Annotated in this window: 25 protein-coding genes; 9 read left to right on the top strand and 16 right to left on the bottom strand. The window is 67.6% G+C overall.

The window, feature by feature from the left end:
* The first annotated feature begins 53 nt into the window (after window positions 1-53).
* Window positions 54-1,418, top strand: a complete 1,365-nt coding sequence (locus AC2IPW_RS00535) for a TIGR01777 family oxidoreductase (RefSeq protein WP_486376021.1) — start codon at window positions 54-56, stop codon at window positions 1,416-1,418.
* Entirely contained in the window at window positions 1,415-2,959 is a 1,545-nt protein-coding gene (locus tag AC2IPW_RS00530) for an SDR family oxidoreductase (protein ID WP_486376020.1), read from the top strand. Before AC2IPW_RS00535 ends, AC2IPW_RS00530 begins: the two co-directional genes overlap by 4 nt.
* A 51-nt stretch (window positions 2,960-3,010) precedes the next feature.
* Here AC2IPW_RS00530 and AC2IPW_RS00525 read toward each other — a convergent pair whose 3' ends face one another.
* From AC2IPW_RS00525 to AC2IPW_RS00515, 3 genes are all read right to left on the bottom strand, one after another.
* Window positions 3,011-4,870, bottom strand: a complete 1,860-nt coding sequence (locus tag AC2IPW_RS00525) for a BCCT family transporter (RefSeq protein ID WP_450120511.1) — start codon at window positions 4,868-4,870, stop codon at window positions 3,011-3,013.
* 227 nt (window positions 4,871-5,097) lie between these two features.
* On the bottom strand, window positions 5,098-5,679 hold the full coding sequence (locus AC2IPW_RS00520; protein ID WP_003936574.1) for a lipocalin family protein: 582 nt from the start codon (window positions 5,677-5,679) through the stop codon (window positions 5,098-5,100).
* A gap of 23 nt (window positions 5,680-5,702) precedes the next feature.
* Window positions 5,703-6,380, bottom strand: coding sequence for a fasciclin domain-containing protein (locus AC2IPW_RS00515; protein WP_289380088.1), 678 nt, complete (start codon window positions 6,378-6,380; stop codon window positions 5,703-5,705).
* Window positions 6,381-6,527: 147 nt separating this feature from the next.
* Between AC2IPW_RS00515 and AC2IPW_RS00510 the strand changes: the two genes are divergently transcribed.
* From AC2IPW_RS00510 to AC2IPW_RS00500, 3 genes are all read left to right on the top strand, one after another.
* The gene (locus AC2IPW_RS00510; RefSeq protein WP_486376019.1) at window positions 6,528-7,157 is read left to right on the top strand and encodes an alpha/beta hydrolase family protein; all 630 of its coding nucleotides are present in this window, start codon (window positions 6,528-6,530) and stop codon (window positions 7,155-7,157) included.
* 165 nt (window positions 7,158-7,322) lie between these two features.
* A complete protein-coding gene (locus AC2IPW_RS00505) occupies window positions 7,323-7,898 on the top strand; it encodes a sigma-70 family RNA polymerase sigma factor (protein WP_003936578.1) in 576 nt (191 codons plus the stop codon).
* Window positions 7,888-8,631: an anti-sigma factor gene (locus AC2IPW_RS00500; protein ID WP_486376018.1), complete on the top strand. Its 744-nt coding sequence runs from the start codon at window positions 7,888-7,890 to the stop codon at window positions 8,629-8,631. Before AC2IPW_RS00505 ends, AC2IPW_RS00500 begins: the two co-directional genes overlap by 11 nt.
* A 60-nt stretch (window positions 8,632-8,691) precedes the next feature.
* Here AC2IPW_RS00500 and AC2IPW_RS00495 read toward each other — a convergent pair whose 3' ends face one another.
* Window positions 8,692-9,111: a MarR family winged helix-turn-helix transcriptional regulator gene (locus AC2IPW_RS00495; protein WP_003936580.1), complete on the bottom strand. Its 420-nt coding sequence runs from the start codon at window positions 9,109-9,111 to the stop codon at window positions 8,692-8,694.
* Window positions 9,112-9,185: 74 nt separating this feature from the next.
* Between AC2IPW_RS00495 and AC2IPW_RS00490 the strand changes: the two genes are divergently transcribed.
* From AC2IPW_RS00490 to AC2IPW_RS00475, 4 genes are all read left to right on the top strand, one after another.
* Window positions 9,186-11,258, top strand: coding sequence for an MMPL family transporter (locus AC2IPW_RS00490; protein ID WP_486376017.1), 2,073 nt, complete (start codon window positions 9,186-9,188; stop codon window positions 11,256-11,258).
* Window positions 11,259-11,362: 104 nt separating this feature from the next.
* Window positions 11,363-11,716 carry an HPF/RaiA family ribosome-associated protein gene (locus tag AC2IPW_RS00485; RefSeq protein ID WP_486376016.1) on the top strand — a complete coding sequence of 118 codons (354 nt, stop codon included), beginning with the start codon at window positions 11,363-11,365 and terminating at the stop codon, window positions 11,714-11,716.
* Window positions 11,717-12,366: 650 nt separating this feature from the next.
* A complete protein-coding gene (locus AC2IPW_RS00480; protein WP_486376015.1) occupies window positions 12,367-12,489 on the top strand; it encodes a hypothetical protein in 123 nt (40 codons plus the stop codon).
* A gap of 231 nt (window positions 12,490-12,720) precedes the next feature.
* On the top strand, window positions 12,721-12,879 hold the full coding sequence (locus tag AC2IPW_RS00475) for a hypothetical protein (protein WP_486376014.1): 159 nt from the start codon (window positions 12,721-12,723) through the stop codon (window positions 12,877-12,879).
* Window positions 12,880-13,955: 1,076 nt separating this feature from the next.
* Here AC2IPW_RS00475 and AC2IPW_RS00470 read toward each other — a convergent pair.
* The 12 genes from AC2IPW_RS00470 to AC2IPW_RS00415 form a co-directional block, all read right to left on the bottom strand.
* Entirely contained in the window at window positions 13,956-14,429 is a 474-nt protein-coding gene (locus tag AC2IPW_RS00470) for a hypothetical protein (RefSeq protein WP_486376013.1), read from the bottom strand.
* Between the two features lie 261 nt (window positions 14,430-14,690).
* Window positions 14,691-15,503: an SDR family NAD(P)-dependent oxidoreductase gene (locus AC2IPW_RS00465; RefSeq protein WP_486376012.1), complete on the bottom strand. Its 813-nt coding sequence runs from the start codon at window positions 15,501-15,503 to the stop codon at window positions 14,691-14,693.
* Window positions 15,500-15,997 carry a hypothetical protein gene (locus AC2IPW_RS00460; protein ID WP_486376011.1) on the bottom strand — a complete coding sequence of 166 codons (498 nt, stop codon included), beginning with the start codon at window positions 15,995-15,997 and terminating at the stop codon, window positions 15,500-15,502. The genes AC2IPW_RS00465 and AC2IPW_RS00460 overlap by 4 nt, the downstream gene beginning before the upstream one ends.
* On the bottom strand, window positions 15,994-17,139 hold the full coding sequence (locus tag AC2IPW_RS00455; RefSeq protein WP_486376010.1) for a thiolase family protein: 1,146 nt from the start codon (window positions 17,137-17,139) through the stop codon (window positions 15,994-15,996). Before AC2IPW_RS00455 ends, AC2IPW_RS00460 begins: the two co-directional genes overlap by 4 nt.
* Complete coding sequence (locus tag AC2IPW_RS00450) at window positions 17,136-17,528, bottom strand: Zn-ribbon domain-containing OB-fold protein (RefSeq protein WP_049904081.1); 393 nt, start codon at window positions 17,526-17,528, stop codon at window positions 17,136-17,138. Before AC2IPW_RS00450 ends, AC2IPW_RS00455 begins: the two co-directional genes overlap by 4 nt.
* Before the next feature lie 3 nt (window positions 17,529-17,531).
* Window positions 17,532-18,698: an acyl-CoA dehydrogenase family protein gene (locus AC2IPW_RS00445; protein WP_486376009.1), complete on the bottom strand. Its 1,167-nt coding sequence runs from the start codon at window positions 18,696-18,698 to the stop codon at window positions 17,532-17,534.
* A gap of 5 nt (window positions 18,699-18,703) precedes the next feature.
* The gene (locus AC2IPW_RS00440; protein WP_486376008.1) at window positions 18,704-20,386 is read right to left on the bottom strand and encodes a class I adenylate-forming enzyme family protein; all 1,683 of its coding nucleotides are present in this window, start codon (window positions 20,384-20,386) and stop codon (window positions 18,704-18,706) included.
* Window positions 20,383-21,321 (bottom strand): SMP-30/gluconolactonase/LRE family protein, encoded by a 939-nt coding sequence (locus AC2IPW_RS00435; RefSeq protein WP_407107681.1) that lies wholly within the window; start codon window positions 21,319-21,321, stop codon window positions 20,383-20,385. The genes AC2IPW_RS00440 and AC2IPW_RS00435 overlap by 4 nt, the downstream gene beginning before the upstream one ends.
* Window positions 21,321-22,457 carry a CaiB/BaiF CoA transferase family protein gene (locus AC2IPW_RS00430; RefSeq protein ID WP_072633852.1) on the bottom strand — a complete coding sequence of 379 codons (1,137 nt, stop codon included), beginning with the start codon at window positions 22,455-22,457 and terminating at the stop codon, window positions 21,321-21,323. The genes AC2IPW_RS00435 and AC2IPW_RS00430 overlap by 1 nt, the downstream gene beginning before the upstream one ends.
* Window positions 22,454-22,855, bottom strand: coding sequence for a Zn-ribbon domain-containing OB-fold protein (locus AC2IPW_RS00425; protein WP_486376007.1), 402 nt, complete (start codon window positions 22,853-22,855; stop codon window positions 22,454-22,456). Before AC2IPW_RS00425 ends, AC2IPW_RS00430 begins: the two co-directional genes overlap by 4 nt.
* A complete protein-coding gene (locus AC2IPW_RS00420) occupies window positions 22,852-24,030 on the bottom strand; it encodes a thiolase family protein (RefSeq protein ID WP_486376006.1) in 1,179 nt (392 codons plus the stop codon). The genes AC2IPW_RS00425 and AC2IPW_RS00420 overlap by 4 nt, the downstream gene beginning before the upstream one ends.
* Window positions 24,031-24,250: 220 nt before the next feature.
* On the bottom strand, window positions 24,251-25,363 hold the full coding sequence (locus AC2IPW_RS00415) for an NDMA-dependent alcohol dehydrogenase (RefSeq protein WP_486376005.1): 1,113 nt from the start codon (window positions 25,361-25,363) through the stop codon (window positions 24,251-24,253).
* Between the last annotated feature and the right edge of the window lie 3 nt (window positions 25,364-25,366).

The following is a 25,366-nucleotide window of genomic DNA, read 5'->3' as shown; positions in this document are numbered from 1 at the left end:
GGTCGCTCCCGGCGCCCGCTTCCGCGAACCCGGACCAGGCGGAGGAAGGCACGATGGGCATCACGTATTCGAGCGTCGTCGACGCGCCGCGCGACGACGTCTTCGACTGGCACAGCCGACCGGGCGCGATCATGCGTCTGCTCCCCCCGTGGCAGCCGCTGCGGGTGATCTCCGAGGCCGAGTCCCTGAAGTCGGGCCGGGCCGTGCTCGGCCTGCCCGGCGGACTGCGCTGGGTCGCCGAACACCAGGCCGACGCCTACGACCCGCCGGCGCGGTTCGTCGACAGCGTCGGCCGCGACGGGCTCACCTCACTGCCCGCCGGACTGGTGATGTCCTGGCGGCACGAGCACACCTTCGAGGCACTCGGCTCCCGTCGCACCCGGGTCGTCGACCGGGTCGACACGCCCGTCCCGGAGTCGCTGCTGAAGCAGACCTTCTACTACCGGCACCGCCAGCTCGCCGACGACCTCGCCGCCCATCAGTGGTTCCTCGAGCAGGGAGTACGCCCCGCCACGGTCGCCGTCACCGGAGCGTCCGGTCTCGTGGGCACCGCGCTGAGCGCCTACCTGAGCACCGGCGGCTACCGGGTCGTGCGGCTCGTACGCGGCGAACCGCGCGGCGACGACGAACGTCGCTGGGATCCGGACTCGCCCGCGCCCGACCTGCTCGAGGGCATCGACGCCGTCGTCCACCTCGCCGGCGCCTCGATCGCCGGGCGCTTCAACGCCGCCCACAAGGCCGCCGTCCGGGACAGCCGGATCCGGCCCACGCGGCTGCTGGCCGAACTCGCGGCACGCACCCCCAACGGACCGGCGACGTTCGTGTCCGCGTCGGCGATCGGGCTCTACGGCTACGACCGCGGCGACGAACCGCTCGCCGAGGACGCGCAACGGGGGTCCGGGTTCCTCGCCGACGTAGTCGCCGACTGGGAGGCCGCCACCGCCCCTGCCGCCTCCGGCGGACTGCGGGTGGTGCTGGTGCGGACCGGGATCGTGCAGACCCCGCGCGGCGGACCGCTGCAACTCCTGCGCCCGTTGTTCGAGGCCGGCCTCGGTGGCCGGCTCGGCAGCGGCCGGCAGTGGCTGTCGTGGATCGACCTCGACGACCTGCTCGACGTCTACCACCGGGCCCTTGCCGATCCGAGGGTGAAGGGTCCGATCAATGCCGTTGCGCCCGAACCGGTTCGCAACGACGAATACACCCGCACGCTCGCGCGGGTACTGCACCGGCCGGCGCTGTTGCCGGTGCCGGGGTTCGGGCCCCGGCTGCTGCTCGGCGACGAGGGCGCGCGGGAGGTCGCCACCGCCGATCAGTTCGTGGTTCCGCAGTGCCTGGTCGATCACGGACATCGGTTCCGCCGGCCGAAGCTCGAAGCCTGCCTGCGACACCAGCTCGGACACATCGTGGAGAACGAATGAACACCCCTGTGTTGCGCATCCTCGTCACCGGGGCCACCGGCTACATCGGGGGCCGGCTCGCGCCGCTGCTTGTCGACGCGGGCCACCGGGTGCGGGTCCTGGCCCGCACCCCGGACAAGCTGCGGGACGTGCCGTGGGCCGGCGACGTCGAGATCGTGCGCGGTGACCTGACCGATCCGCAGTCCCTAGCCGTCGCCTGCCGGGACGTCGACGTCCTGTACTACCTGGTGCATTCGATGGGTGGGCGCGGGGAGTTCATCGACACCGAGCGCGCGGAAGCCGAGAACGTCGCCGCCGCTGCCCGCGCGGCCGGGGTGCGGCGCATCGTGTATCTCGGTGGGCTGCATCCGGACACGGCCGACCTCTCCACCCATCTGCGGTCCCGGGAGCAGGTCGGCCGGATCCTCGTCGAATCCGGGGTGCCCACCCTGGTGCTGCAGGCCGGGGTGGTGATCGGTTCGGGCTCCGCGTCGTTCGAGATGATCCGGCACCTGAGCAACCGCCTGCCCTTGATGACCACCCCGAAGTGGGTGAACAACAAGATCCAGCCCATCGCGGTGCGCGACGTACTGCACTACCTGGTGGGCGCGGCCACCGCTCCGCTCCCCCGCAGCCGCACCTACGACATCGGCGGCCCGGACGTGCTGCGCTACGGCGAGATGATGCAGGTGTACGCCGAGGTCGCGGGTCTGCGCCGGCGGCGCATCCTGGTGCTGCCCGTGCTCACCCCGAAGCTCGCCGGGTTGTGGATCGGGCTGGTCACCCCGATCCCACCGTCGCTGGGCCGGGCGCTGATCGAATCGCTGAGCAACGACGCGGTGGTCTCCGAACACGACATCGACGACGTGATCCCGCCGCCGCCCGGCGGACTGACCGGCTATCGCGAGGCGGTCCGGCTGGCGCTACGCAAGATCGAACGCGGCGACGTCGAAACCACCTGGGCGAGTGCGTCACCCGTCGGCGCACCGGCCGAACCGCTGCCGTCCGATCCGCACTGGGCCGGCGAGGTGGTCTTCGTCGACGAACGCTGCATCGACTGCGACACCGACGCCGGCACGGTGTGGGAGGTCGTCGAGAGCATCGGCGGCGAGAACGGCTGGTACTCCTTCCCCCTCGCCTGGACGATCCGCGGATGGCTCGACCGCTTCGCCGGCGGCGTCGGTCTGTCCCGGGGACGCCGCAATCCGCGCACCCTGCACACCGGGGACGCGCTGGACTTCTGGCGCGTCGAGCGCCTCGAGCGACCCACCCTGCTGCGGCTGCGGGCCGAGATGCGGGCGCCGGGCGGGGCCTGGCTCGAGTGGCGTATCGAACCGCTCGATCCGGGCCGGGCCCGGCTGCACCAGCGGGCGATCTTCTTCCCGAAGGGGCTTGCGGGACGGGTCTACTGGTACGCGCTCGTGCCGTTCCACGGCATCATCTTCAAGGGCATGCTCGAGAACATCGCCGGCGCCGCGCACCGCGCCGCCCGCGATCCGGCACGCACCCCGTCTGCCGGGGACCCGATGTCACATTCGGTCGATTCGATCGACGCAATGTGACATCGGGTCGCCGCCGCGGCGGGGGGTCCGGGCGGGAGGTTGCGGCGAGCGTCAGCCGCGCGTGGCCGCGCGTCGCTCGTCGGCTTCCCGTTGCGCCACGCCCTCGGCGGACTCGGCGAACTCCGGGGTGTCGAACACCTCGCCACCGAGCGGGTCCTGCGGGCGGGCACCGTGGTCGATCTCGACCCGTCCGGTGTCGGCGTCGACGCTGACCGAACTGGCCGGCAACTCGTGGACGGCGACGACGAGCGGTGCGCGGGTGTCCGGCGCTGCGGCGCCGTTCCCGTTGGTGTCGAGTCCGGCGAGCGTCGCGGAGATGCCCCGCCGGTGCGGGGCGCCGTGGCCGGCCGCGGCGGGTGCCGCCGCGCCCACCGCCACCTGCAGGTACCGGGGCGCGGTCGCCACCTCGTAGCGGAACGCCTTGAGCATCGACACGCAGGCGAGCACCATGACGATCGAGAACGGCACCGCCGTCGCGATGGATGCGGTCTGCAGCGCGGTCAACGAGCCGCTTCCGCCGATGAGCAGCAGCACCGCCGCCGCGATCCCCTCGAGCACCGCCCAGTAGACACGCGTGATGCGCGGGGTCTCGAGGTTGCCACCCGTGGAGAGGATGTCGATCACGAGCGAACCCGAGTCCGAGGACGTCACGAAGAAGAACACGACCACGAAGATCGCGAGCAGGCTCGTCAGCACGGCCAGCGGAAGGCCGTCGAGGAGGACGAACAGCGAGGTGTCGGTGTCCACGGTGCCGTCCGCGGCGAGCATGTTGCCCTCGTTGCGCTGCCGCAGGATTCCGGCGTCGCCGAAGATCGTGAACCACAGCGACGCAACGAACGTGGGGGCGAGCAGAACACCGAAGACGAACTCGCGGATCGTGCGGCCGCGGGAGATACGGGCGATGAACATGCCGACGAACGGCGCCCAGCTCATCCACCAGCCCCAGTAGAAGATCGTCCACGCGCCCGACCAGCCGTCCTCGGCGAACGGTGAGGTGCGCAGCATCAGTTCCGGCAGGGCCTGCGCGTAGCCGCCGAGGTTCTGCACCCACGACTGCAGCAGGAACAGCGTCGGCCCCAGCAGCAGGACGAACACCGCAAGCGAGGCCGCCAGCACCATGTTGATGTTGGACAGCCATTTCAGACCGCGCGAGACGCCGGAGACCACCGAGAAGGTCGCCAGGCCCGTCACCCCGACGATCAGTGCGACGGTGAGCCAGTTGTTCGTCTCGATCCAGCCCAGGTAGTCGAGGCCCGCCGAGATCTGCTGGACGCCGAAGCCGAGCGAGGTGGCGACGCCGAACAGGGTGCCGACGATCGCGATCACGTCGATCGCGTGCCCGATCGGACCCTCGACGCGGGCACGTCCGAGGAGCGGTTCGAGCAGCCAGCGCACCGACAGCGGCCGGCCCTTGCGGTACGTCATGTAGGCCAGGCCGAGACCGACGACGACGTAGATCGCCCACGCGTGCAGACCCCAGTGGAACATGGTCAGTTCCATGGCCTGATTGGCGGCGGCATCCGTCGAACCGGGGATGCGGCCCGCCTGCGGAGGGTCGACGTAGTGCGAGAGTGGTTCGGCGACACCGTAGAACACCAGACCGATGCCCATGCCGGCGCTGAAGAGCATCGCAAACCAGGACAGCAGGCCGAATTCGGGTTGTTCGTCGTCGCGGCCGAGTTTGATGTTGCCGACGCGGCTGAGGCCGCAGTACAGGGCGAAGATCACGAATCCGGTGGCGATCAGGATGTACCACCAGCCGACGCCGTCGGTGATGGCACGGTTGAGCGCGTCGACCGCCCCTTCTGCCGATCCCGCGTAGACGACCGCGAATACGATCATCCCCAGGATCACGAGCGAGGCGGGAACGAATACGGGCTTGCGCAAACCCCGCCATGCATCGCGGATCATCTTCACCAGCTCCTCGTGTCGCGACGAGCGGGGTCCGACGATCGGAAGGCTCGTCCACGTCGCGAATCGAACCTAACAGAGCCGGGGCGTGCCCGGGGGAAACGCATCCGGGCTCCGGCGCCGCCCGCACGCGACCGAATGTCACATGCGGTCGATCGAACCGACGCAATGTGACATTCGGCCGGGCGGGCGGGGCCGAAGCGAGACCGCTACGCGCAGAGCATCGTTCACACGGTGCAGAGCGGCTTGATCTCCTGCAGGCCCTCCGTGGTGGGCGAGGTGAGCATGAGGCAGCTGTTGTAGCCCTGCTGCTCGACCACCGACCGGATCTGCTGCCACGCGGCGGCGTCGACCACCGGTGACCGGGACAGGACGAACCCGGAAACCCGGGTCGGATCCCCCACGAGCGCCCACGAGTAGTCGTCCGCGAGGTAGGCGACGATGTAGTTGCTCGGCCCGTCCAGGGAATCCTGGGTCGGCACGCTGGGGAAGCTCACGTGCAACGAGGCGGTGTCGTTGACCCGCGCGTTGCCGACGATTCCCCGCCGCTCACCGGTGACGGTGGTGCACGAGTTCTCCACCCGCACGTTGCGCTCGTCGATCAGCGTGTAGTTCGCGGTGGTGTCGAGCACGCAGTCGAGATTGAAGGGCGCGGGATTGGCGGCCAGTTGATACCAGGTGCCCATGTACCGGTTCACGTCCAGCTCCGCCACCGGGGTGAGCGGAGCTGCCTGCGCCGGTGCCGCCATGAGGGCGGCGCCCGCGGCGGCCAGAGCAGCCGCCGCGAGGCCTCGGATCGTTCGTCTCACGTCACTCCTCGGGTGCTACCGGGTCACTGCTGCGGCGCCGGCGGCATCAGGACGGTGTCGATGAGGTAGACGGTCGCGTTGGCCGTCTTCACACCGCCACAGATGACGTTGGCGTCGTTGACCTTCCATTCCTCGCCTTCACCGGTCACCTCGACGGTACCGCCCTGGACGGTGGTCTGGGTGCCTTCGATGTCCGACGGCGCGATCTGACCCGGCACCACGTGGTAGGTGAGGATGCTCGTAAGGGTGGCCGTGTCGGTCTTCAGGCTCTCGATGGTGGCCGGATCGATCTTGGCGAAGGCGTCGTCGACCGGCGCGAACACGGTGAACTCGCCACCGTTGAGCGTGTCGACCAGGTTCACCTCGGGGTTGAGCTGACCCGACACCGCTGCGGTCAGGGTCGTGAGCTCCGGGTTGTTCGACGCGGCGACGGCCACCGGCTCCTGCGCCATACCCTCGATCGAGCCCGGCCCGGTCGGTACCGCGGCCGCGTAGGCGTCACAGCCCGGGCCGACGAGGCCCGCCGCCATGGCGTCCTCGGAGGTGGTCGGAGACATCGCCGACGTGGCGTTCTCCATCGCCGACGTGGCCGTCGTCTCCGTCGACGAACCGGAGTCGTCGGACGAGCACGCCGCGACACCCATCATCGCCATCGCGCCGATTCCGACTGCCGCCAAGCTCTTTCGCGTGTTGATAACCATGGCCCTCTTCCCTTCGGTGTCGTGATCCGTGCGACCACGTCGGTCAGGTGTGTCATCTGCCATTCGGCACGGTCGGGAAGGCGGATGGGTGGATGTCGAGAGTTTTTTTCGACCCATCCGATTCGGGCCACGCTCCGAACACCGGGCATGGAGATCGCATCGAACCGGCCCCGCGCTCACGTGCTGGTTCTCCCGGGCGGCAAGCCGGTCAGCACGTCCGCCGCCCGGCCGTGGCACCTGTCCGCGCTGCGGATGACATTGCTGACCGAGTCCCTGCGTTCCCGGCTGAGCATGTACGACATCACCGTCGGCCAGGTGCGCTACACCTACCGCGGCTGGAACGGGGACCGGATGAGTCCCGTCCACGATGCCCTGCGCGCCCTCGACGAGGTGCACCGGCGGCGCGGCGACGTCCGGATCGGGCTCGTGGGTCACTCCATGGGCGGACGGGTGGCGGCCCACCTCGCGGCACAACCGGGTGTCGGGGCTGTCGTCGCGCTGGCACCGTGGTGGCCCGAGGACGACGGCGCGCTGATCCCGCCCGAGCGCCGGCTCCTGGTCGTGCACGGCACCGCCGACACGTGGTGCGATCCGCGCGTGAGCGTGGTGCAGACGGCCCGGGCCCGCGGGCGCGGCGTCGACGCCCAGTTCCGGCCGCTGGCGGGCGGCGGTCACTTCCTGCTCACCAAGCCGGGCTGGTGGCATGCGGTCACCGCCGAGTTCCTGCGGGAATCCCTGGCCCCGGCCGGCCGGCCCACCGGAGGCGACCATGTCTGACGTCCCGTGCACTGCAGCCCTCCGGATGCCCCGGAGGTGATCGCGGTGCTCGATTCGACCCTCGCCCCGCCCCCCGGCCCCGGCCGCCGGGACGGTCCGCCGGCGGATGGCTTGAGCCGCCCGAATCGCCCGACTAGGCTTTCGCTCGATGAGCGGACAGAGCCGATGACCGGCGTCGGCGGACGTACCGACACACTCGACGCGCTGCTCGCGCGCGTAGCGGCGCAGGATGCGGCTGCATTCGCCGAGTTCTACGACCTGACCCGCGCCCGGGTGTACGGCATGATCCTGCGGGTCCTGCGCGATCCCGGCTACAGCGAGGAGACCGCGCAGGAGGTCTACCTGCAGGTCTGGCGGTCGGCCTCCGGGTTCGACGCCGCGCAGGGTTCCGCGCTGTCCTGGCTGATCACCCTGGCGCACCGCCGCGCCGTCGACCGGGTGCGGTCCGAACAGTCCGGGGCCGACCGCGAGGCCCGCTACGGCGCGAGCAACGTGGACTCGGCGTTCGACGTCGTCAGCGAGGAGGCGGCCCGGCGCGAGGATCAGCAGCAGGTCACCCACTGTCTGGGCACGCTGACCGATCTGCAGCGGCGGTCCGTCGAACTGGCCTACTACGGCGGTCTGACGTACCGCGAAGTGTCCGAACAACTTTCGGTCACGCTACCGACTGTGAAATCGAGAATCCGCGACGGACTGCTCCGTCTACGCAAGTGTCTGGGGGTGCAGGGCGATGAGGAGTGAGGCCCGGCCCGGTTTCGGCGATTCCGACCGCGAACTGATCGACCTCGCGGTCGTGTATGCGCTCGATGCGGTATCCGATGCCGAGCGCCGCGACATCGAGTCCCGGCTCGCCGGAGCCGATCCCGAAGTGGTGACGGCGTTCGACCGGGAGACGGCGGCGGTGCGGGAGACGATGGCGACGGTGTCCGCGTCGACGGCCTCCGAGCCGCCGGCACGTCTGCGTGAGCGCCTGCTCGACGCGGTCGCGGCCGAGTCCGGTCCGCCCGCCGCACCGGTCTCGCTGGACGAGCGGCGCAACCGGCGACGTAACTTCCTGCTCACCGCGGCGGCCGCGATCCTGGTCGCCGTGGGTGGATTCGCCGTTGTGACCCAGCTGCAGGAGGAGCCCGCGACCACTTCGGAGCAGGTGTTCGCGGCGGAGGACGTGCGCACCACGTCGGGTGAGATCGAAGGCGGCGGAGTTGCCACGGTGGTGTACTCGAAGGAAGCCGACGCCGGTGTTCTGGTGATGAACAACGTGGCCCCGCCTGCCGAGGGCAGTGTCTACCAGATGTGGCTGATCACCCCCGAGGGCCCGGAATCCGCGGGCATCATGGACGCCGAGGCGGTGGCGCCGTCCACCACGGCCGTCCTCGAGGGTGTCGGGCATTCGACCGCGCTGGCCTTCAGCGTCGAACCGCCGGGTGGGTCGACGCAGCCGACGCAGATCTTCGCGCAGTTGCCGCTGGGCTGACCCGCCGGACGAACCTGTCCGCCGCGGTGCGGCAGGTCGACACAGCCGCGGTGCGGCAGGTCAACGCTGTGCCGATCGGACCAGTTCGATCAGAAGGGAGCGCAGGGTGCCGGGGTCGGATACCACCGCGGTCGGTTGCGCATCGGTGCGTTCGAGTTCGATCATCGCCCGGTACAGCTCGTTCCCCGACTCGGTGATCTGCACACGCATGCGCCGCTCGTCGGCGGGATCGACGGTGCGCGTGACGAGGCCGGACCGCTCGAGGTGCTCGACGGTCCGGCTCATCGTCTGGTCGGTCACCCGGCATGCCCGGGCGATCTCCCGCTGGGAGCGGGGTCCGTCGGCGATCGTATGCAGGGCCACCAGCCCGGCGTGGGTGAGACCGTGAGCGCGCAGAGTCGATTCCCAGGCCTGTTCCACCAGCCGGGCGGCCGTGGACAGCAGCCGGCCGGTAGGCCAGCTCTCGAGATCGTCGGTCATGAGATACCTTTTCACTATTGTTCAGCTCGCTGAGTAAAATGGGCTCGGCGTAGTCGCATTCTCCTGGAGGAAGATTGAACACCGTCACCGCGCCGGCTCGTTCACCTCGCCGCATCCGCTGGTTGCTGCCCGCGGTGCTGCTCATCGCGTGGCTCGCGATCGCGGGCGCCGGTGGGCCTTTCGCCGGCAAGCTCAGCGACGTCCAGCAGAACGACAACAGCTCCTTCCTCCCGGCGTCCGCGGAATCCACGCGGGCGGGCGAACTCTATGCGGACTTCACCGACACCCGGTTCGTGCCCGCGATCGTCGTGGCCGAACGTCCGTCCGGCATCACCCCCGACGATCTCGCCTACCTCGCGGGAGCGGCCGTCGGCCCACCGCCGGTTCCGTCGCAGGACGGTCAGGCCGCACGGCTGATCGTGCCCGTCGACAGCACCGGAGAGGTGGGCGAGGCCGTCGACGAGTTGCGCACGCAACTTGCGAACCCACCCGAGGGACTGACGGTCTACGTCACCGGTCCCGCCGGGCAGATCGCCGACCTGACGACGGCGTTCGAAGGCATCGACGGTCTGCTGCTGCTGGTCGCCGGTGGCGTGGTCCTGCTGATCCTCGTCGTCGTCTACCGCAGCCCGCTGCTGCCGTTCGTGGTGATCCTCTCCGCGGTGTTCGCCCTCGCACTGGCGAGCCTGCTGGTGTACCTGCTGGCCGACGCCGGCGTCATCGCCCTCAACGGACAGAGTCAGGGCATCCTGTTCATCCTCGTCTTCGGCGCCGCGACCGACTACGCCCTGCTGCTGGTGTCCCGGTACCGCGAGGAACTGCGTCTCGAACAGGACCGGTTCGCCGCGATGCGCACCGCGTGGCGGGCGACGCTGGAGCCCATCGCGGCGTCGGCGGGCACCGTCATCGCCGGCGTGCTGTGCCTGTTGCTGTCCGACCTGAATTCCAACCGCGGCCTCGGTCCCGTCGCCGCGATCGGCATCGTCGCCTCGTTCGTCGCCTCCATGACCTTCCTGCCGTCCGCGCTCGTGCTGCTCGGCCGCGCCGCGTTCTGGCCCAAGCGGCCCACCGTCGACCCCGATGCCGATCGCGACGACCTCGCCTCGGCGCACCGGTTCTGGAGTGCCCTCGCCCGGAAGGTCGGCGCCCACCCGCGCCGGATCTGGGTCGTGTCGAGCATCGTGCTCGTCGGCTTCGCGATGCTGCTGCCCCAGTTCAAGGCCGGCGGCGTCGCGCAGTCCGAGATCTTCCTGCTCGAGACCGAGTCCGTGACCGGCCAGGAGGTGCTCGGCCGGCACTTCGATGCGGGCACCGGATCGCCCGCGGTGATCGTCACCCGTGAGTCCGCGGCCGGCGACGTCGCAGCCGCCGCCCGCGTCGAGGGCGTCACCGAGGTGGTGCCGGTGACCGGGCCGGACGGCGCGACGACCGTCGTCGACGGCCGCGTCGCCCTGCAGGCGACCCTCTCGGATCCGGCCGACTCGCTGGCCGCCGAGAACACCGTCGAACGCATCCGCGACGCGGTGTCCGGGATCCCGAACGCCGAAGCCCTCGTCGGGGGCAACTCGGCCGTGGATCTGGACACCAAGAACACCGCCACTCGCGACCGCACGGTCATCATTCCCGTCGTCGTCGCCGTGGTGCTGCTGATCCTCGTGCTGCTGCTGCGCGCGATCGTCGCGCCGGTGCTGCTGATGCTGACGGTCGTCGTGTCCTTCGCCGCCACCCTCGGGGTGTCCTCGCTGGTCTTCGACCACCTGCTCGGCTTCCCCGGCGCCGACCCGGTGGTTCCGCTGTTCGGCTTCGTCTTCCTCGTCGCACTGGGCATCGACTACAACATCTTCCTGATGACCCGGGTGCGGGAGGAGAGCGCCCGCGTGGGCACCCGGCGCGGCACGTTGCGGGCCCTGACCGTGACCGGCGGCGTGATCACCTCGGCGGGCATCGTCCTGGCCGCGACGTTCTCGGCGCTGGCGGTGATCCCGCTGCTGTTCCTCGCGCAGATCGCGTTCATCGTCGCGTTCGGCGTGCTGCTCGACGCCCTGCTGGTCCGGTCGCTGCTCGTTCCCGCCCTGACCATCGACATCGGCAAGCGGGTGTGGTGGCCGAGCGCGCTCTCCCGCCGCGAACCCGAGAACGCCGACTAGACGGGTTGCCGCCCGCCGTCGCGCTCGGGTGGAATCGAAGCGGGCGCGGTGCGAAGCCCGGGAATCCCCCGGCCGTATCGCCGGACCGAGAAGGAGACAGATCGATGCAGATCCAGCTCAACAAGGACAGCCACATCCAGATCGACGACGACATCGCCGACCGCCTCGAGAGCGAGCTGGCGTCCGCGGTCGAGCGGTTCGCCGACCGGATCACCCGGCTCGAGATCCATCTCAGCGACGAGAACGCCGGGAAGTTCGGCACCACGGACAAGCGGTGCCTCCTCGAGGCACGCATCGCCGGTCAGCAACCGATCGTCGTCACCCACAACGCCGGCTCGGTGAAGGAAGCGTTCGACGGTGCCGTCCACCGCCTGCGCAGCCTGCTCGATTCCAAGCTCGGCCGATCGACCGACCACAAGGGCGGTCCCTCCATCCGTCACATGGAGGTCGACGAGTAGACGACTCTCCCGGGAGTCGTCGGGACGAGAATCGCCGCGCCGCTCCGGAATCCGCTCCGGGAAACAACCGTGTGAATTCCGGAGCGGCGAGCAAATTCCGGTACGGCGGCGCGGTGCACGCGCCGCAGTTCCTCGTCCCGCACCGTCGACCGTTCAGGACGGCACGGCGTGTCCCGCAACACCGCCCCCGACGGCATTGCGGGACACGCCGGAGGCCGCCGACCCGGCACGGCAGGTATCGCCGGCGCGGATACGCCCCCACGGGACCGAGCGTGTTCAGCTCAACCCGACACCGAGACCGAACGTCACGCTCAGCCACTTGAGGAACGCGCTGAATGCGACGCCCAGATCGAATCCGGCAGACATCGGACTCTCCTTCACCCTCGAAGATCCCGACCCGACCTCAGTGTATTACCCTCGAAAGAGTCACACCACCAACGGATTTCGGGCAAATACCCCGGAGGGGACTTCTCGGGCGGTGGCGCGTGTTACGGCCCAAACCCCACCGCCTCGAAAACGGCGCGTCTCCGGCGGCACCGCCACCGCGGGCGGGCACCGACGCCGGGGCGCCGTTCCGGCGAACTGGACTTTATTTTTTGTTGGGTATGGTCGGGGCCAGTTTGCGATTGTCGATTCGGAAAGGATTGACAATGGCCGCCAAGTCCGCCGTCAAGAGTTCCAAACAGTCCGCCCGCGCCCTGAAGGAGCGGCGCGCGGAAAAACAAGCCAAGGCGCTCGAGTCCACCCAGTTCCTCCGCAAGCGGAAGAGCTGACCGCGGATCTACGACCACCGATCCGAACGAAATAGATTTCACAACAACAGTTCTCAAGAGGATCTACGCGCAGCTCGGAAACGAGATCGCCCTCGCGAACCCCCGGGGCGAATCCCTTCCGGGATATCACCGGGAAATTCGGACCGCGCGACTGTACGTCCTCGACGAATTGGCTCGCCATTCCGCACTGCCTGCCACCATCAGAAAATCGACGAGAGAATTGCACCTCCCGTGAACACGGCACGGCACGCGCTCGGGAGAATTCGAGCGAACCTGGAAAATGATCTGGAGACACTCGCCCGCGCCGAGCACACCCGCGGGTTCCGCCGGGGACTGCGCGAGGCGTTGACTCGCGTGACAGAACTCGAGGACGCCACCGCCGCGGGCTGACCCTCCCGGATCTCTCCGCCCCGGCCCGGGCGCTGCGTCCCTGGGCCGGGGCGGACCGCTGTGCGCCGGAGGCGCCGACCTCGCCACCGTGCCGATAGCGAAGAATCAGATGCCGTGCCGGTATACCGATGTTGTTGCCACGCATGCCGAACCGATGCCGTCCCAGGCTCTGGCCGGGGTGCTGAAGGTGATGTTCCTGCCGCTGGACGTCGCAGCGAGCAGGCTTCCTCCCGCCGTTCCCGCAGTTCCCGCCGTTGCCGGCACGGGGCCGTTCCTCCCGGCACGCATAGCCAACGCTCCAGGTGCCGATCATCTCGAGCGGGCACCGAGCCTGCTCGCGTTCCGGCACCTCACGGACCCCGGCCACGGCCCCGTCACCTTCGGATCGGTCCGGCGTCCGGCGGCGGATACTCCGCCGTCGGACGCCGGCCGGACCCATGTCGGCGCGCCCGGCGCGTGTGCGTCCCTGCGGGAGGTGCCTGGCGGCGGACTGGTGCTGGTGTGCGAGGAGTCGACCGCCGAGGCGCCCGGTATCGTGCTGACCTGGCACAGCGATCCCTCTTCTAAGGTGCCGACATCGGATACCTCGTGCGCTCGACGCATTTCTGACGCCGTTCCGGATGACCGCGGATGCCGGCCTGGTCGACAGGTTCCCCCGGCTGCCCGACCCCGCGGTGTACCGCCCGCTCCGCGAGGTGGTCGTTCGCACCGCTCGTCCGCTTGCGGCCGAGCGCACCGTCGAGGGACTGGTCGTGGAGGTCGCCGGGACGGGTCTGATGCGGTGCGCCGGCTCGTCGGACCTCCCTGCTCCGGCTCCCTCGCCGACGGGGTGTCGCGGGCATCCCGACGGTTGCGCACCTGACATCCGGATCCGTTGGCCGATGCGCCGGTGCGGACCGGGGCACGGCTGGGCGTCCGCGACGACGCCCGGGCGATGCTGGTCGATCTCGGCGCCGCAGACCATCACGGTTACCTCGGGGACGGCACCCGCGAGATGCTCTACCACCTGATCTGCTGGGTCGGCGCCCGGGCACACCGATCGACACCGGCTGCTCGGGCACCTGCGCACCCACCGCTCACACGACCGTGCGCAGCTCCTCACCGCGCTCGACGAGGTGGCCGAGGTGCGTGAGCGCCTGGTCGAGGTTGCGCTGCTTTGCGCTCCCTCCGACGACGCGCCGGGACAGATCGCGCCGACGCGGTTGCGCTCGCTGCGCGCGCAACGGGCGAGCGTCGAGGTCGACGAGGCACGAGCCGAGTTGACCGAGCTGTGCGCCACCGCCGACCTGGTGCTGCACCGGCGCCTGCACATCGCTCGCCCCCCGGCCGCAGCCGCTACCCGCCGTCCTGTCGGCGATCACACTTCCGGCAGCGGCGACGGCGGCAGCGCTGATCGTCCCGCTGCAGCATATGCTCCCACGGCGCTCGTGCCAGCCGCCGTGTCCGCCGCCCTGGCCGTGGCGTTCCTGGCGGCGCCGCGACGAGATGGTGATGCCGCCGGACCCATGCCGTTCCGGCGTCGGGGCCTGCAGGCGCTGCGCAACGGTCATCGGTGACATCGGCTACCAACGGCGCGAGGGCCGACGAGCCTGCACGCGCCTCGACGTCTTCGTTGCGGTCCTCAGCGATGACGCGGGCCCCACGTTCGACGAACAGCTCCACGGTAACTCGGCCGATCCCGTTGGCCGCGCCTGTGAAGATCGCGGCCTTGTTCGAAAGATCGTTCGAATTCGCGTAAACGGGATTGGAAGGCATGCTGACCCTTTCGTGGTGTCTTGACTTCAGCTGAAAGGGCGGTCTTCTGCGCAATGTCAGGACGGGTCTTCTCGTTGCGCGGAGACGGTGTCCCTTCTGATCGAGCCGCTGATGCTTCGACCCCCGCATACCGGAAGGCTCTGTCCGGTCACGTAACCGGCGTTGGCGTCGCCGAGGAAGGCAACCGCGCGGGCCACATCGATGGGCCGTCCTACCCGGCCGACCGGGATGGAGTGCCGGACCCGATCGAGGATGTGGGCGGGCATCGAATTCGACATCGGTGTTTCGATGAACCCGGGTGCAATGCAGTTGACGGTGATGCCGTCGGGCGCCAGGGACAACGACAGGCTTCTACTCACGCCGGCGATCCCGCCCTTGGAGGCGGCATAGTTGGTGGAGCCGAAGTTGCCCAGCCAGGCACGCGAAGTCAACGAGATGATCCGGCCACTTCCTGAGCAGCGCAGCGCTGGCAGAGCTGCGGCGGTGGTGGTCAGCATCCCGATCAGATTGACCTCGATGACCTGGCGGAAAACCGCGGGGTCCATTTTCTCGATGCGAGCGTCCTTGAGGATTCCCGCGCAGTTCACCAGAACATCGAGTCCACCGAGATCGGCGACGGTGGCATCGACGGCGGCTTGTATGGACTGCCGGTCGGCGAGGTCTGCGGCTCGGGCCGACACAGCTACACCGGTTGCGTCGGCGATGTCGTTCGCTACGGTTTGCAGCGCGACTTCGGAGATGTCCGACAGCCCTAGGCTGTATCCGAGTTCGGCCAGGTGTTCGGCGATACACCGTCCGATGCCGCCCGCAGCGCCGGTGATGAAGGCGACACGAGCACGCGGCGTGGATTGCTGGTGGTCGGGGTTCATGGGTGCAGCCTCCCGAGGTCGGCGCCATTGGCAGCGTAAAGTTCTTGGCCGGTCACCGCAGTGGCATGCTCAGCGGTCACCGTGGCGATCAGCTCGGTAACGGCCGGTTCGTTGGGGTCGGTGTCGAAGAAGATCGCGTTCGCGGCACCGCCGTGCCGCTGCAACTCGATCGCGACCGACCGGACGAAGCTGATCAGAGCCCCCGTAACCGCGCAATCCAATGGTCTGAGCGGATCCCCCAAGGCCGCAGACGCGGGGGCGAGGACGACCACCCGACCTCGACCGTGTGTTCCGGTTATCGACGGCCAGTGATGCTGAACGGCGGAGAACGCGGACAGCAGCGGATGTGCCACCGCATGCTCGAGGTCTGCGGTGTCGAGCGTCTGATCACCGTCTGCGCCGCGGAAGACGAGCACCACTACCGGGGAGGCGGCTACGTCGGCGGGGTTCGCGGGATCGGTGAGGTCGATTGTAGTGACCGTGGAGGCAGTCATCGCGTCACCAGCAGGACTGTGACCGAGCCACCGTCGGTGCCGCTGACGGTGCCTCCCTTGCAATAGGCGAGCCCGACGTTCGCTTCGTCGACTTGCCGTCTACCGGCTCGGTGGGTGAGTTGCCAGGTGAGCTCGCAGATCTGCGCGACGCCGGTGGCACCCACCGGGTGTCCACGGCTGAGGAGGCCGCCGCTGGCGTTGACGGGAAGTTTGCCCCCGATCGAGGTGTTACCGCTCTCTGTCCATCGCCCACCCTCACCGACCGGGACGACGCCGAGGCCTTCCAGGCGCACGATCTCGGCGATGGTGAAGCAATCGTGCATCTCCACCAGGTCGATGTCTTCCGGCCCGTATCCGGTGATGTTCCACGCCTGTTCACCCGCTCGACGAGAGACGTCCTCGTCGTTGAGGTTGGTGTCGGCAGTGACGATTTTGCCGCTGACCAGGGCGCAGCCGGCGATACGCGGAGCTGATGAACGCCCTAGTCTGGCGAGACCGGCCGCACTGCACAGAACCACTGCGGCGGCACCGTCGCTGATGGGACTGCAATCAAGAAGTCCCAGTGGCTCGGCGATGGTGCGGGCGTCGAGAACTTCCTGCAAACTGATCGGTCGCTGGTATTGAGCGAACGGGTTGTGCACCGAGTGGGCGTGATTCTTCACGGCCACCGCGGCGATCTGCTCGCGAGTGGCGCCGTGGTCGGACATATACCGCCGCGCACTCATTCCATGATTGGCGGCCATGACCAGGCCGTTGATGGCATCGAGGTCCGTCGGGTCGGGCATGACGCCGCCGGAGACACGGTCGGTCATCTTCTCCGCACCGATGACCAAGATGATGTCATACAGCCCGGCCTTGATCGCGATCCACGCTTCACGGATCGCGGTCGCCCCGCTGGCGCAGTAATTTTCGTGGTTGGAGACGGGAAGTCCGCCAAGACCCATCTGCGCCGCGACGCGTTGGCCGGCGACCGGGCCGCCGAACACGTGCCCGACGTAGACGGATTCGATATCCTTGGTGGTCACGCCCGCGTCGGACATCGCTTCGCGGGCAGCGCCGACGGCGAGTTTCTCGAACGTGATGTCAACGGGGTATTTGCCGAATCGCACCATGCCGGCGCCGGCGATGTAGGTCTCGCTCATCGGTTCTCCTCGGTGCCCCGGAATCGGTACCACCACAGTGGTTCTCCGGAGGAATCGGTCTTCAACGTAAACAACTCGACGGCAACTTCGTCGTCGATCGCGACGGTGCCTGTCGCCGCGCCCAACAACCGGACACCGTCGTCGAGATCGACGGTCACCAAGGTGTAGGGCGTCTGTAACGGGGGCGGGGCCTGGTGAACGATGGTCCAGCTGGTGACTCGACCTCGGTCGGCCAGCAGGACGTTGTCGACGGCGTCGGCGCCGCAAATGGGGCACAGCGGCCGCTCCGGGAACGAACGCCGGCTGCACGCCCGGCAGGCGATACCCTTGAGGCCCTGGGGCTCCAAGCTGACAACGTCGCTTCTCAGTGGTGAACCTGTGGAAGTCATGGGCTACATTCCGCCTCTCTGGACCAGCTGCGCTGCAATGATGTTCTTCTGAATTTCATTCGTACCCTCGCCGACGATCATCAGGGGGGCGTCGCGGAAGTATCGCTCGATGTTGTACTCGGTCGAGTAGCCGTATCCGCCGTGAATGCGCAGCGCGGACAGCGCGACCTCCATCGCGGTCTCGGAGGCGAACAATTTCGCCATTCCCGCCTCCATGTCACATCGAAGTCCGGCGTCGAATCGACTGGCGGCAAACATGGTCAGCTGACGCGCGGCAGTGAGTTTGGTTGCCATGTCGGCAAGTTGGTGACCGATTGCCTGATGCTGCCAGATCGGCTTGCCGAACGACTGCCGATCCTGTGCGTATTGCAGCGCGTCTTCGAGCGCGGCGCGGCCGACCCCGAGGGCGCGGGAGGCGACCTGGATCCGGCCGGTCTCGAGGCCCTTCATCATCTGAGCGAAGCCGTGGCCCTCGGCGCCGCCGAGTACGGCCGAAGCGGGAACTCGGAAGTTGTCGAAGGAGAGCTCGCAGCTCTCGACGCCCTTGTATCCGAGCTTGGGGAGGTCACGCGAGACGGTCAGTCCGGGGCCGTGCTCGACGAGCAGGATGGAGATGCCCTTGTGCGTCGGGGTGGCCTGGGGGTCGGTCTTGCAGAGCAGGGCGATGAGGCCGGAGCGGCGCGCATTGCTGATCCAGGTCTTCGAACCGTTGACGAGGTATTCGTCCCGTTCGAGGCGTGCATGGGTACGCATCGCCTGGAGGTCGGATCCGCCGCCGGGTTCGGTCAGGGCCATGGTCGCGCGCAGTTCGCCGGTGGCCATCCGAGGAAGGTAGGTGGCCTTCTGGTCGGGGGTTCCGAAGGTGGTGAGCAGTTTCGCGACGACGGTGTGACCGCCCATGGCGCCGGCCAAGCTCATCCAGCCGCGCGAGAGCTCCTCGGTGACCTGGACGTAGCACGGCATCGAAACCGGAGCGCCCCCGAACTGCTCGGGAATGGCCAGCCCGTAGATGCCGATCTTCTTCATCTGTTCGATGAATTCCTCGGGGTACTCGTTCTGGTGTTCCATCTCGTGTACGACTGGCTTCACATCGCGGTCGATGAAGTCGCGGACGGTCTGGACGAGGAGTTGTTCTTCCTCGGGGATGTCGATATTCACGTGAGAGTCCATCTGCGTCAGTGGTCGGAGAGCGGAGTGTCAACCGCCGGGGTGGGCATCCCGGCGGCGTCGAGCCCGAGTTCGGTGAGCGCAAGTTCGCGCAGGCGGGCCTTGGGTACCTTGCCGCTCGCGACCCGCGGGAAACTGGCACTGGTTCCGTAGATCACATGGTGCGGGGCCTTGTACTTGGCGGCTCTGCTGCGGACGTGGTCCTGGATCCGGTCGAGGGTGACGTCGTCTCGGTCGGCGTCGACGAAGACAACGATCGCCTCCCCGCGCGCGATGTCGGGAATGCCCACGGCATGCACTTCGCGGACGCCGGCGATCTCCCCTACCAGAAGTTCCACTTCGAGTGGGCTGACGTTGATGCCGCCGGGCTTCATCATCTCCGAGAGCCGGGAGTGGAAGTGCAGGTATCCGTGCTCGTCCATGTATCCGAGGTCACCGGTGCGGAAGAAGCCGTCGGGTGTCATGACCTCGCGATTGCGGTCGGGATCTTTGTAGTAACCCCGCATGACGTGGCCGCGGATCAGGATCTGTCCGATTTCACCGGTCGGTATGGGCTCGTCGGTATCCGGGTCGGCGATGCGGATGTCCCAGTCGGGGAGGGGACGCCCGATGGTGTCCTCGGCCCGCTCGACGGGGTCGTGGGCATCGGTCAGCGCGCACAACCCGTAGGACTCGGTCAATCCATAAATGCTGGTGCCCAGGGTCAGCCCGAGTTCGGTGCGGGCGAGTCGACGGTCCGCCTTGCTCAAGCCGAGGACACCCTTGCGAAGGCTGAGTTGGCGGCGAGCGCAGTCGGGATGGTCGACGAGGCTTCGGGTCATGTTTCCGAGCCCGTAGTACGCGGTGCAGCGCTCACGTTCGAGCAGTTCGAGGGCTCGGCCTGGTTCGTACACCTCCATGAGAACCACACAGGCGCCGTGGGTCCAGGTCGCGCCGAGGGCCTGGATGACACCGAGTCCGTAGAACAGCGGTGTCGCGAGGAACGACCGGTCGTGTTCGTCGAGCGCCTGCCGTTCGCCGATGTTGAAGGTGTTGACGATGGCGTGGTGATGTTCGAGCGCGACACATTTCGGTCGCGCCGTGCTGCCGCTGGTATAGATCAGGTACGCGAGGTCGTCCGGCTCGACTGCGGCTTCCGCATCGGCCAGCGCGTCGTCGCTGATCTGTTCTCCGCCGCCGAGGAACTGACGGAGCGATACGGCAGCCGGGAGGCGGTGCTGCCCGAGCTCGACGACGTGGTGCAAGGCCGGCAATTTCGTGTCATGGAGTACGCCGTCGGGGCCGGGTGCCTCGCTGACCGCCGCGACGGTGCCCGCGACGATGGGAACGTAGTCCGTATCGCGAAGCCGATCGAAGAACAGCAGGACCTTCACGTCACCGTGGTCGAGCGCGTACGCGAGCTCATCGGTCTTGTACCAGGTGTTGATGGGCACGACAACTGCGCCTATCCGCGCCCCGGCCATCGCGGTGTACAACCATTCGGGGCGGTTTCCGGCCAGTATTGCGATCGAGTCACCACGGCCGATTCCCATGGCCAGCAGCGCCTTCGACCATTGGCTGACCCTGTGATCGAGTTCGGCGAAGGTGGTGGCCGTCCCTTCGAACGAGATCGCGGCCCGGGTGGGGAAGCGGTCGGCCATTTCGTGCAGCAGGGCCCCCCAGGTGCGAGCGGCAGGAGCTGATGCGGTCATTGGAGTTCCTCGCGGTGTGCAGGCGACGAATCGGGTGGGGCCGGAGAAGCAGGCGGGGTGGGTAAGCCGGAGGTTTCGACAGGGAAGGCGAGTACGCGCCCGCCCTTGGCAACGGTGACGATCAGACGGTCGAGCGCGTCGCCGGCGAAGCAGACGCTGGTGGGCATCGTTCCTACACCGATCGCCAACTGCTCACACATCTGGCCGGTCGAGTCGAAGTAGGTGACCTTTCCCGATTTGCTGCCTGCTACCCACAGACCGCCCTGAGCGTCGATGGTGATGCCGTCGGGGGTCGAGACGGTGATTTGCGGGAAGTCATGATCAACGGTCGCGCTGTGTGCTGTGACCACATAGCGGCGTACCCGATTACGAGCGGTCTCGGCGACATACAGGTGTTCCGGGTCGGGCCCGAACGCGATGCCGTTGGGAAAGAAGACGTCGTCGAGAACGACTGAGGCGTGATCGGCCGCGGGGTCGTACCTCCAGACGCGACCCGGCAGGGCTGCGCTGCCGAAGTCGTGGCCGTTCGGGTCGGTGAACCAGAGGGCGCCGTCCGGTCCGAACGTACAATCCGACGGAGCGTGAACCCTTCCGTTGAAGATGGTGCTCGGCGCGGCGGCCGCCCGGTGATCCCAGACCTGGATGGACGGCGAGACCGGCACCTGTGATCGGGTGGGCATCGCGCCGCCACCATTCTGGGTGATCCACAGTCGCCCGTCGCAGCCGAGCGTCATGCCATTGGGTCCACCACCGGTTTCGGCGACTGCCACAGCCGGGCGCCCGTCGAGGAAGATCTCGTACAGCGCGCCTCGACTGACGCTCGTGACGAACAATCGGCCGTCTGTGGTCCATACGGGCCCCTCGGTGAAACCGATGTTCTTCCCGAGTGTCAGGCCGTCGTGGACTGTTCTGCGGATAATTGTCGGTGCCGCCATCAGTGCTGTCCTGTTCTGATTGTCGCCGGTGCCGCGCGGACGGTCGACGCCCAACGCGTCATCAGGGTCTCGGCTGGCTCTGTGTTCTCGCCGCGGCCACCGGCGGTGCCCGGTGTTCTGCTGTAGCGAGGAGCGGGCGCCGGCTCGACGCGATCACCACGGACGAGGGTGTTCCGAAACTGCATATGCGGATCGGTCACCGCCTCGTCGAGCGCGAGAACGGGGGATACGCACGCGTCGAGTTCGGCGAAGACCAGTGTCCATTCTGCGCGCGTTTTCATCCGGAAGATTCGCGCAAACAGGTCCTTCATGGCGGGCCACTGCGCCCGGTCGTGCTGTGCCGGTAGGTCGGCGTCAGCGAGCCCGAGACCGAGGAGCAGTCGCTGGTAGAACTGCGGCTCGATGCTGCCCACGGCCATGAAGGCGTCGTCCGCGGTGCGGTAGACGTTGTAGAAGTGCGAACCACTGTCGATGCTGTTCGTGCCGGGTTCGCCCGACCAGTTCCCGGTGGCCTTACGGTTCCAGATACCGCTCATGAGCAGGCTGGTTCCGTCGATCATTGCGGCGTCGACGACCTGGCCGGTACCGCTGGATACCCGCTCGTAGAGTGCGGCGAGGATTCCGGTGACCAGCAGCATCCCGCCGCCGCCGTAATCGCCGACGAGGTTCAGTGGCGGAACAGGGACTTCGCCCTGGCGGGCGATGGACCGGAGGGCACCGGTCAGGGCCAGGTAGTTGATATCGTGCCCAGCGGTAGCGGCGAGTGGTCCGTCCTGCCCCCAGCCGGTCATTCGGGCGTAGATCAAGGCCGGGTTGCGGTTCAGGCAGGTGCCGGGTCCGAGCCCAAGCCGTTCCATCACGCCCGGCCGGAATCCTTCGATGAGTACGTCGGCGTGGTCGATGGCCTCCAGAGCACGGTCGCGATCGTGTAGGTCCTTCAGATCGAGGCTCAGTGCGGTCCGTCCCCGGCCGAGGATGCCGGGGTCGTCGGTGCGCTGCCCGGGCCGGTTGATGCGCAGAACTTCCGCGCCGGCGTCGGCGAGCATCATCGCGGCGAACGGTGCCGACCCGAGTGCGGCAATCTCGACGACGCGCAGTCCACGGAGCGGGCCGAGGGAGGGGGCTGTGTCGGTCATGTGCCTTCCTTGTCGGCTGCGACGAAGATCAGGTGCGAATCTCCGTCGTCGATGGTGGTGAAGTCGGCGCGGACTCGCTGCCCGATCCGGAGAGAGGACATCGGCGCGCCGACGACGTTGCCGTAGATCCTGGCGCCCTCGTCGAGTTCGATGACCGCGACGACGTACGGGCTCGGCAGGTAGAAGTCGGTTAGGTAAGTCCTGTGGAAGGCGGCGTAGGACCACAACCGGCCCTCACCGCTCACCGTGGTCCACTGCGGGCTTTCCGTGTTTCCGCAGCGAGTGCAGGCCGCTTTCGGGGGGAACTGATGGTTTTCGCAGGCTGCGCATGCGCTGATCAACAGCTCGTGCCGGGCCAGTCCTTCGAGGTGGGCGGTCAACGAATAGCGGGGGTTCATGCCTGTGCTCCGTACACGACCGAGGTCACCACGGGAGCGGCGCACAGGTACTGAGCGATGGTCGCATCGTGCACCTGGCGGTCGCCGCACGTTTTCCTCAACTGGCGGATGGCCTCGACGTTCAGCCCCCACCCTTGCATGTAGCTTTCCGACAGATGTCCGCCGGAAGTGTTGATCGGCAGTTCACCGCGCAGTCCGATGCGGCCGTCCTGGATCCATGCTCCGGACTCGCCGGGAGCGCAGAATCCGAGGCCCTCCAAGGTAAAGAGCACATTGGGGCTGAAGTTGTCGTATGCCATCAGGACGTCCACGTCGGCCCGAGTGCAATCGGCCATTGCATACGCTTGTTGCCCGGCGGTGCCGATTGCCTCGCGCCAGAAGTCGTCCGGCGGGAAATCGGAGTTGCGCAGCTGCCCTTGTTGTCCGAACCCCAGGACGTGAACGGGTGGTTGAGCGCAGTCGCGGGCCCGGTCCGCTGAGGTGAGAATCATGGCCACGCCGCCGTCGTTGATCAGGCAGTAGTCGTAGATCTTCAGCGGTTCGACGATGAAACGGGACTCGAGGTAGATCTTGTGTGAGATGGGATCTTTGAATACGGCTTGCGGATTCCGCGATGCGTGCTCTCGCAGGGTGACCGCAACCTGCGCCAGTTGTTCGGCGGTGGTGCCGTACTGCGCACAGTGCCGCTGGAACATCATCGCGTAGAAGGCTCCGGGCGAGGTCATCCCATACGGCAGGGTCAACGCCGGGTTGGTGCCGTATCCCTCGGCGGCCGCGCTGGCGCTCGCGCCGCCGCCTCCATAGGTGTGCCCACCCGAGCGCCCGTTGTTGCCGTACACCAGCGCGACGGTGGAGGCCACTCCGGTAGCGATGGCCAGCACCGCCATCTGGATGGCGACGCCGGTCATGCGTCCCTCCGCCGGCAGCTGCGCCGACCAGCGGGGCTCAATTCCCATCCGCGAGGCCACCACCTCGTAACTACTCACCCGGTTCACGATCAAGCCGTCAAGGTCGTGCGCGCTGAGTCCGGCATCGGCAAGTGCAGCCTCGAGGGCGGTCAAGCCCAAATCGTCGGCGGAGGAACCCGTGAAATTGCCGAATTCGGTCGTGCCGACCCCAACCACTGCGGTGGCCGCGCGAAGTGCGGCGCGATCTGCGTGACGGTGCGTCTGCACTACAACTCCCGATTTGATAAATGATACGTACGGACAAATTCACTGTGACATGCCCGCGGTGTTTTCGCAAGAGGGTGGACGAGAGGGTTGTACCGTATACCTTTGTGCTGCTGAGGCATTGGGCTAAGAGTGAGTTCACCGGATGTGCGAGCATGCCACGGCGACCTTCCGGTCCCTTGTGAAAAGACCGGAAGGCCCCAAGCGGCCGCGGTAGAAGCGCTCAGAGTGAGAAGTCGATGATTCCGCGGATGTTCTTACCCTCTCGCAAGTCCTGATAGCCCTGGTTGATCTCGGCGAGCTTGTAACGGGTGGTGATGAGTTCGTCGAGTTTGAGCTGTCCTGCATCGTAGAGTCGCAATAGCCGGACGATGTCGTACTGCGGGTTCGACGAACCGAACAGAGTGCCCTTGATGGTCTTCTCCATGAACACCATTTCCTGACCCGACACGTGGACGGTGAGGTTGGCGGCATTGGACACGCCTGTGACCACGACCGTCGAGCCCTTCCCGATTACCTTGAATGCTGCGGTGATGGTTTCCTCGTCCATGGTGCCGATCAGCACGAGGGCCTGATCGGCACCCTGGCCCCAGGTGAGTTCATCGACCTTCGCATGTGCTTCCTCGGCGTTGGAAAAGACGTGAGTCGCTCCGAATTTGAGCGCGGTGTCTCGCTTGAATTCGACGGGGTCAACACAGACGATGTACTTCGCTCCGGCGTGCACCGCACCCTGAACCGCATTGACGCCCAATCCGCCGATGCCGTAGATCACGGTGGTGTCACCGGGGCGAACGTTGCCGGCATTGACGGCGGTGCCCCATCCGGTCGGGACGCCGCACCCAACGAGCACTGCAGAGTCGAGGGGAAGCCAGTCGTCGACCTTCACGACCGAGTACTCGGACACGGTCGCGAGTTCCGAGAAGGCGCCGAGCATACAGAAGGCGCTGTAGTCGGTGCCGTCCTTGTGTAGGCGGAAGGTGCCGTCCGGCATGCTGCCTTCGAGAATTGTCGATCCGGCATCGCAGAGATTCTGGTGCCCGGTCGAGCAGTACCGGCAGATGCCACAACTCGGGGTGAAGCTGCAGACCACGTGGTCTCCGACAGCGACCTTCTTCACGCCTGGGCCGATCTTCTCGACGATGCCCGCGGCTTCGTGCCCTCCCACCATCGGATAGCGCACCGACAGATCTCCGTCCATCATGTGCAGATCCGAGTGGCACAGTCCAGCCGCGGACATTCGCAGCATGACCTCCCCGGGCCCGGGATCGTCGATGTCGAGTTCCATGATTTCGAACGGGGCGTGGGGTGCGGTCAGTACGGCGGCGCGTGTCTTCATTGT

The organism is Rhodococcus sp. NS-SX18 (genome assembly GCF_057367935.1).
The sequence above is the reverse complement of the archived record's forward strand: the minus strand, read 5'-3'. Positions and strand labels throughout refer to the sequence as shown.

Coding starts and splice junctions, on each gene's coding strand:
- AC2IPW_RS00440 (WP_486376008.1), bottom strand. CDS start 20,386: ATGACCGCATCAGCTCCTGCCGCTCGCACCTGGGGGGCCCTGCTGCAC.
- AC2IPW_RS00455 (WP_486376010.1), bottom strand. CDS start 17,139: ATGAGCGAGACCTACATCGCCGGCGCCGGCATGGTGCGATTCGGCAAA.
- AC2IPW_RS00435 (WP_407107681.1), bottom strand. CDS start 21,321: ATGGCGGCACCGACAATTATCCGCAGAACAGTCCACGACGGCCTGACA.
- AC2IPW_RS00445 (WP_486376009.1), bottom strand. CDS start 18,698: ATGGACTCTCACGTGAATATCGACATCCCCGAGGAAGAACAACTCCTC.
- AC2IPW_RS00530 (WP_486376020.1), top strand. CDS start 1,415: ATGAACACCCCTGTGTTGCGCATCCTCGTCACCGGGGCCACCGGCTAC.
- AC2IPW_RS00510 (WP_486376019.1), top strand. CDS start 6,528: ATGGAGATCGCATCGAACCGGCCCCGCGCTCACGTGCTGGTTCTCCCG.
- AC2IPW_RS00480 (WP_486376015.1), top strand. CDS start 12,367: ATGGCCGCCAAGTCCGCCGTCAAGAGTTCCAAACAGTCCGCCCGCGCC.
- AC2IPW_RS00525 (WP_450120511.1), bottom strand. CDS start 4,870: ATGATCCGCGATGCATGGCGGGGTTTGCGCAAGCCCGTATTCGTTCCC.
- AC2IPW_RS00485 (WP_486376016.1), top strand. CDS start 11,363: ATGCAGATCCAGCTCAACAAGGACAGCCACATCCAGATCGACGACGAC.
- AC2IPW_RS00450 (WP_049904081.1), bottom strand. CDS start 17,528: ATGACTTCCACAGGTTCACCACTGAGAAGCGACGTTGTCAGCTTGGAG.
- AC2IPW_RS00430 (WP_072633852.1), bottom strand. CDS start 22,457: ATGACCGACACAGCCCCCTCCCTCGGCCCGCTCCGTGGACTGCGCGTC.
- AC2IPW_RS00465 (WP_486376012.1), bottom strand. CDS start 15,503: ATGAACCCCGACCACCAGCAATCCACGCCGCGTGCTCGTGTCGCCTTC.
- AC2IPW_RS00470 (WP_486376013.1), bottom strand. CDS start 14,429: ATGACCGTTGCGCAGCGCCTGCAGGCCCCGACGCCGGAACGGCATGGG.
- AC2IPW_RS00495 (WP_003936580.1), bottom strand. CDS start 9,111: ATGACCGACGATCTCGAGAGCTGGCCTACCGGCCGGCTGCTGTCCACG.
- AC2IPW_RS00460 (WP_486376011.1), bottom strand. CDS start 15,997: ATGACTGCCTCCACGGTCACTACAATCGACCTCACCGATCCCGCGAAC.
- AC2IPW_RS00515 (WP_289380088.1), bottom strand. CDS start 6,380: ATGGTTATCAACACGCGAAAGAGCTTGGCGGCAGTCGGAATCGGCGCG.
- AC2IPW_RS00500 (WP_486376018.1), top strand. CDS start 7,888: ATGAGGAGTGAGGCCCGGCCCGGTTTCGGCGATTCCGACCGCGAACTG.
- AC2IPW_RS00535 (WP_486376021.1), top strand. CDS start 54: ATGGGCATCACGTATTCGAGCGTCGTCGACGCGCCGCGCGACGACGTC.
- AC2IPW_RS00425 (WP_486376007.1), bottom strand. CDS start 22,855: ATGAACCCCCGCTATTCGTTGACCGCCCACCTCGAAGGACTGGCCCGG.
- AC2IPW_RS00415 (WP_486376005.1), bottom strand. CDS start 25,363: ATGAAGACACGCGCCGCCGTACTGACCGCACCCCACGCCCCGTTCGAA.
- AC2IPW_RS00505 (WP_003936578.1), top strand. CDS start 7,323: ATGACCGGCGTCGGCGGACGTACCGACACACTCGACGCGCTGCTCGCG.